General features: G+C 59.5%; 6 protein-coding genes. 3 read left to right on the top strand and 3 right to left on the bottom strand.

Annotated features, from left to right (window positions below):
• Nucleotides 1-63: 63 nt before the first annotated feature.
• Nucleotides 64-831, bottom strand: coding sequence for an enoyl-CoA hydratase/isomerase family protein (locus Q0288_RS06990; protein ID WP_299429097.1), 768 nt, complete (start codon nt 829-831; stop codon nt 64-66).
• Between the two features lie 419 nt (nt 832-1,250).
• Between Q0288_RS06990 and infC the strand changes: the two genes are divergently transcribed.
• The 3 genes from infC to rplT all read left to right on the top strand — a co-directional run bounded on the left by infC (nt 1,251) and on the right by rplT (nt 2,644).
• Nucleotides 1,251-1,808: a translation initiation factor IF-3 gene (gene infC, locus Q0288_RS06995; RefSeq protein ID WP_299429106.1), complete on the top strand. Its 558-nt coding sequence runs from the start codon at nt 1,251-1,253 to the stop codon at nt 1,806-1,808.
• A gap of 271 nt (nt 1,809-2,079) precedes the next feature.
• A complete protein-coding gene (gene rpmI / locus Q0288_RS07000; protein WP_299429099.1) occupies nt 2,080-2,280 on the top strand; it encodes a 50S ribosomal protein L35 in 201 nt (66 codons plus the stop codon).
• Between the two features lie 16 nt (nt 2,281-2,296).
• On the top strand, nt 2,297-2,644 hold the full coding sequence (rplT, locus tag Q0288_RS07005; protein ID WP_299429101.1) for a 50S ribosomal protein L20: 348 nt from the start codon (nt 2,297-2,299) through the stop codon (nt 2,642-2,644).
• Between the two features lie 90 nt (nt 2,645-2,734).
• On the opposite strand, the gene Q0288_RS07010 is transcribed toward rplT, so the two are convergent.
• Together Q0288_RS07010 and Q0288_RS07015 are read right to left on the bottom strand one after the other, a co-directional pair.
• On the bottom strand, nt 2,735-3,703 hold the full coding sequence (locus Q0288_RS07010) for an NAD-dependent epimerase/dehydratase family protein (RefSeq protein WP_299429102.1): 969 nt from the start codon (nt 3,701-3,703) through the stop codon (nt 2,735-2,737).
• A 408-nt stretch (nt 3,704-4,111) separates the two neighbouring features.
• A partial coding sequence (locus tag Q0288_RS07015; protein ID WP_299429104.1) for an AAA family ATPase occupies nt 4,112-5,289 on the bottom strand: 1,178 nt, incomplete at its 5' end.

Below are 5,289 nucleotides of genomic sequence, written 5' to 3' on the forward strand. Positions count from 1 at the left end.
CGGATAACAACCCCCGGAACAACCTGGATGGCAAAGCGGGGCTGCGAAACGACCCGGATCTTTTTAAAACCTCGGGGGTCGCTTTTCAAAAAAAGCTGCAATGCCTTCGGCCAGGTCGCCGGTCTCGCGCACCCAGGCGTTGGCAATGGATGCCAGCCGGAAGCCGTCCTCGAGGCCCATACTGGGCAAAGCGTTCAGAAGCTCTTTGGTTAGCGAGAGCGAGGTGGGGGCGTTGGCGCTTACTTCTTGGGCCAGGGCCAGAGCCTCGTCCATTAACTGTTCTAGTGGCGCCACCTTGTTCACCAGCCCCATCCGGTAGGCTTCCTGGGCCGAGACCAGCCTGCCGGTGAGCAGCAGCTCTCTGGCATGTTTCTCCCCCACATTGCGCACCAGAAGCACCCCTACCAGGGCCGCTACAAAGCCAATCCTGACCTCGGTATAGCCAATACTGGCCTCCTCGCCCATCACCACCAGGTCGCAGGCCGTGGCCAGTCCAGCCCCCCCGGCCACCGCAGGGCCATTGATGGCGGCGATGGTGGGTTTGGGGAAGGTATGGGTGCGGTGAAAAAGGCGCATCAGTTCACGGGAGTGGGCATAGTTTGCTTCAGCACCGGCGGCGGTGACGTTCTTGAGGAATTCCAGGTCGGCCCCGGCACTAAAAGCCTGACCCGCCCCCGTGAGCACCACTACTCGGACGCCCGGGTCTTGCTCGGCAGCGTCGAGTGCTTCCAGCAAGTCCTTTACCAGCCCTGGTGAAAGTGGGTTGCGCCGCGCGGGGTCATTCAGGGTCAGGACCCGGACCCGGCTCTGATCTGCTATGGATAAATACATGCCCCCATGCTACTCAGTAACTCCAGCGCAGGAATGTGCAATACGCTCTGAGGCCTGGCGCCGTTACCAAGCCGAGGCAGACCAGAAAAGACACCCTGTAAAAATCACCACCGAAATTTCTATCCTGTGCGCACTTATACCGAACTCAAAAAGATCATGATGCAACCCGGAGACCTCGAGGCTCTCTTTTTGAATCCTGGAGCACAGAAACTGGTATTAGACCCGGAATCCACCGAATCCAGTACGTTGGCCTGGAGGCGATAATTCCCCCTTGAAACCAGGATACTCACGCCGCCAGGGCTCTGGTGGTCGGGCTGAGCACCAGCCTATCCAAATTGCCCCTGAGATTGTTTATTGTGTAGACTCGAGGGCGTAGGTAGCAAAACTCAGCCGGGTTTGTTGCCTGCGGAGGTGGAGTCATAACCAGAGATGTTCCAGTTAATGAACGAATTAGGGTGCGTCAGGTACGCTTAATTGACGAGCAAGGCACACAAGTAGGGGTGGTGGACACCCGCGAAGCTTTGCGGATGGCAAAGGAGCGCGAATACGACCTGGTGCTGGTCTCTCCCAACGCGGTTCCACCTGTAGCCAAGCTGCTTGATTACGGCAAATGGCGCTACGAGCAGCAGCAGGCCGACAAAGAAGCCCGCAAGAAGGCCAAGCGCACCGAACTCAAAAGCATGAAGCTTCGCCCCAAAATCGAGGCCCACGACTACAACACCAAGGTCGGGCACATACGGCGTTTCCTCGAGGAAGGGCACAAGGTCAAGGTCACGATCATGTTCCGTGGGCGCGAAATGGCCCACCAGGAGCTGGGTCACAAGCTTTTGGAGCGCATCTCCAGGGATCTGGAAGGGATTGGTTTTGTGGAAATGCGCCCGGAGATGCTGGGCCGCGATATGAACATGGTGATGGCTCCGGGCTCCAGACCCTCTGCCGCTGCGGCCCCTGCTGGGGCGCCTGGCAACCCTGTCTAGGGCAGTTTTCCAGTTAACTTAATGACCCAGACTTCGTAGACCCTTCTAGGTCAGATGCGGGTTGCGTGAAAGGGTGTGTTTTCTATGGAACCATCCCGGGTGCGAAAAACCAGATAGAACCTCACCGGGGATGGGTCTTGGTCGTGCCACATGCGGGGCTTGAGTCTCCGGCCTCGTTTGGCAAATAGGCTGAGGGGATGCTATACTTGCAAGGCTGCCGAGTTTAAAGTCCTCCAGGAGAGGCACTCAGGCCGCAGATACAGGAGCAACTATGGCCAAGATGAAGACCCATAAGGGCGCCAAAGGACGTGTTAAGATCACGGCCACAGGCAAGGTTGTTGGCAAAAAGCCAGGAAAGCGCCACCTCAACTGGCACAAGTCGGGCAGCAGCCGCCGTCAGAAAGGGCGTGACTTCACCTTCTCCAAAGGAGAAGAGCGCCGTGTCCACCAGCTCATGCCCTACGACGCATAAGGAGAGGTGATACTGAATGCCACGCGCAAAGACCGGTGTAGTCCGCCGCCGTAAACACAAAGCCATCCTCAAACGCGCCAGGGGCTTCTATGCCCTGCGCTCCAAGAGTGTTCGCAAAGCCCGCGAAACCCTCTTCAGCGGCGCCATGCGTTCCTTCAATGACCGTCGTAAGCGCAAGGGCGATATGCGCCGCATCTGGATTGTGCGCATCAATGCCGCAACCCGTCAGCACGGCCTTAGCTACAGCGTGTTTATGCACGGTCTGAAGAAAGCCGGTATCGAACTCGATCGCAAGATGCTGGCCGACATCGCCGTGCGTCAGCCCGAAACGTTCGCCGAACTGGTTAGCAAAGCCAGGGCCTAAAGCAGGGCTTGGAGCACAGCACGAAAATACCTGGGGGCTGACGGGCCCCCATATGGATTTGGGCCCAGAACCAGTCCCCTGAAAATCGCCCTAACCAGGCCACCGTTTAATCAGCTCGAGCTCCCGCTCCCGGCTTATGCCTGCTTTGAGAGGCTCTGAGCGTGTAGCATCCCAGGCCAGAAGTTCTTGCACGGTTTGCAGGAGGGGACGCATGGTGAAACCCGCAGCCTGGGCCCTGGCATTCTGGGTCTGGCCGATCCCGCGACCCGGCGCAAAGGAGGGAACCCAGGCCGGAAGGTCGGTCCAGGGGGTTACCCGGTTATCCAGCAGCCACTGCTCATCGGCCCAAACGGCCTCGGCAGGGTTGGGGATGACCCGCTGGCAGGCTTCGACCAGGCTACCCCAGGAGACCGGTGTGGAAGCTCCGTTGTAGGGCCCGCTCAAGCCCTTTTCCAGGCCCAAAACCACAAATTCTCCCAGATCGCGGGCGTCCACAAACTGAAGGGTGTGCTCGGGTTTACCCGGCACCAGTACCGAACCCCCACCCGCAAAACGGCGCAGCCAGTAGGTGAAGCGGTCGGTGGGATCGTGCGGCCCCACCACCAGATGTGGGCGCACGGTAAAGCTTCTTTCGCCAAATGCCTGCTCTACCTCGAGTTCACACAGCACCTTGAGCCCGCCGTAGGTCTCACCGGTCACCTCTTCTGCCATGGGGTCGCTGGCAAGGAGCAAAGGGGAGGTTTCGTGCAAAGGCTCGCTGGACTCCTGGTAGACCGAGACCGTAGAGATGAAGGCGTAAGATCCCACCCGGCCTTTCAATACCTCGATTGCTTCGCGGACTTCGCGGGGAAGGTAAGCGTTCACATCCACCACTGCGTCCCAGGTGCGGCCCTCGAGGGCTTTGAGGTCACCTTTTTTGCGATCCCCCACCAGCGATAGGGTGTCTGGAAGGGGGTTGTTGCCCCGGGTGAAGGTGGTGACGGCATGACCGCGCTGTAAAGCAGCCTCCGCGATGTGCCGACCCACAAAGCGGGTTCCTCCCAGGAGCAGAATGTTCATGGGCTGAGCATAACCCAGATACGGAGTTTGTATCGCAACTCCCCGAAGGAAAAAACGAACTTCTTCCAGAAGCTGCTGGTCGCGTTTAGCCAGGTAGCCGATGGTCTATGGTCCATAGCCAGTAGCTGGGTTGCAGGATGATCTGCAACCCTTTCTGGCCCATGACCTGATATGTGCGCCCCGATAGAAATTTCGGAGCTGGTTTTTTGCTGCACTGCTGGGGTTTGCGTCGGCGCGGCTCTCTTGCCGGGCCTCTGTGGGCAGCGCAAATTCCTGACGGGGAGATACTTACCAGGTCTGCGGATAACCGACCCTCACGCGTAGCATGGTAAGGGACAGGAGTCTATTGAATGTACCTGCACGGGTGGTTTCCCCACCTGGACTCCAGAGGCTTCTCGGGGGGTCTGATCAGGCTTTGTGAACCTCGAGCGCGATCTCCTCGCCCCGGTGCAAAATGTGCAGTCGCCCACCGTTTTTGAGTGGGCCAAACAAGAGCAGGTCGGCCAGAGGTTTTTTGATGCGCTCCTGGATCAGGCGGGCCAGCGGGCGGGCTCCCATCAGCCCGTCATAGCCTTTTTCGGCCAGCCAGAACAGGGCTTCGGGGCTGACCTCCAACGCGACCTTGCGCTCCTTGAGCTGGGTTTCCAACTGTCTCATGAACTTGCCCACAATCTGCTGCATCACCGCAGGGGAGAGCGGGTCGAAGCGCACGATGGCGTCCAGCCGGTTGCGAAACTCGGGGGTGAAAATCCGCTTGAGGGCCTCATCGCTGGCCTCGGCCCGGGTGCCGCCCAGGAAGCCCACCCGTAGCTCGCTGGCCTCGGCAGCTCCGGCGTTGGTGGTCATGACCAGAATGGTGCTGCGAAAGTCCACGTTTTTGCCGTTGTGATCGGTGAGTTTGCCATAGTCCATGACCTGCAACAGAATCGAGTACAGGTCGGGATGGGCCTTCTCGATCTCGTCGAGCAAGAGCACACAGTGCGGGTTTTGCAATACTGCGTCGGTTAGCAGGCCGCCCTGATCAAAGCCCACGTAGCCAGGAGGGGCCCCGATGAGCCTCGAGACGGAGTGCTTTTCCATGTACTCCGACATGTCGAAGCGCAACAGCGGAACGCCCAGCGAGGCAGCCAGTTGGCGGGCCAGCTCGGTCTTGCCCACGCCGGTGGGGCCAGCAAAGAGGTACGAACCCATCGGCTTTTGGGGGTCACGCAGCCCGGCCCTCGAGAGCTTGATGGCGCTGGCTACCTCCTCCACTGCTTTTTGCTGTCCAAACACAGCACCCTTAAGCTCCTGGTCGAGGCTTGCCAGCACTGCTGCGTCGTCGCGGGAGAGGTTTTTGGTCGGAATGCGGGCCATGCGTGCGATGGTTTCTTCGACCTGTTCGACGCCAATCCGCCGAGCTTTTCGGTTGGGCGGTTTGAGGGCTTGAGCGGCCCCAGCCTCATCGAGTACATCCAGGGCCGAATCGGGCAGGCGGCGCTCGGAAAGGTGGCGGGCGGCCAGCTCGACCGAACGCTCGAGAGCCTGTCTGGTATAGGAGAGCTGGTGGTGGGCTTCCAACCGGGATTTCAGCCCCTCAAGAACCT

It is taken from the genome of uncultured Meiothermus sp. (genome assembly GCF_937863175.1).
Classification (GTDB): Bacteria; Deinococcota; Deinococci; order Deinococcales; family Thermaceae; genus Meiothermus.

Excerpts from the sequence above, each read along its gene's own strand:
- Q0288_RS06990 (WP_299429097.1), bottom strand. The coding sequence starts at position 831 with ATGTATTTATCCATAGCAGATCAGAGCCGGGTCCGGGTCCTGACCCTG.
- rpmI (WP_299429099.1), top strand. The coding sequence starts at position 2,080 with ATGGCCAAGATGAAGACCCATAAGGGCGCCAAAGGACGTGTTAAGATC.
- rplT (WP_299429101.1), top strand. The coding sequence starts at position 2,297 with ATGCCACGCGCAAAGACCGGTGTAGTCCGCCGCCGTAAACACAAAGCC.
- Q0288_RS07010 (WP_299429102.1), bottom strand. The coding sequence starts at position 3,703 with ATGAACATTCTGCTCCTGGGAGGAACCCGCTTTGTGGGTCGGCACATC.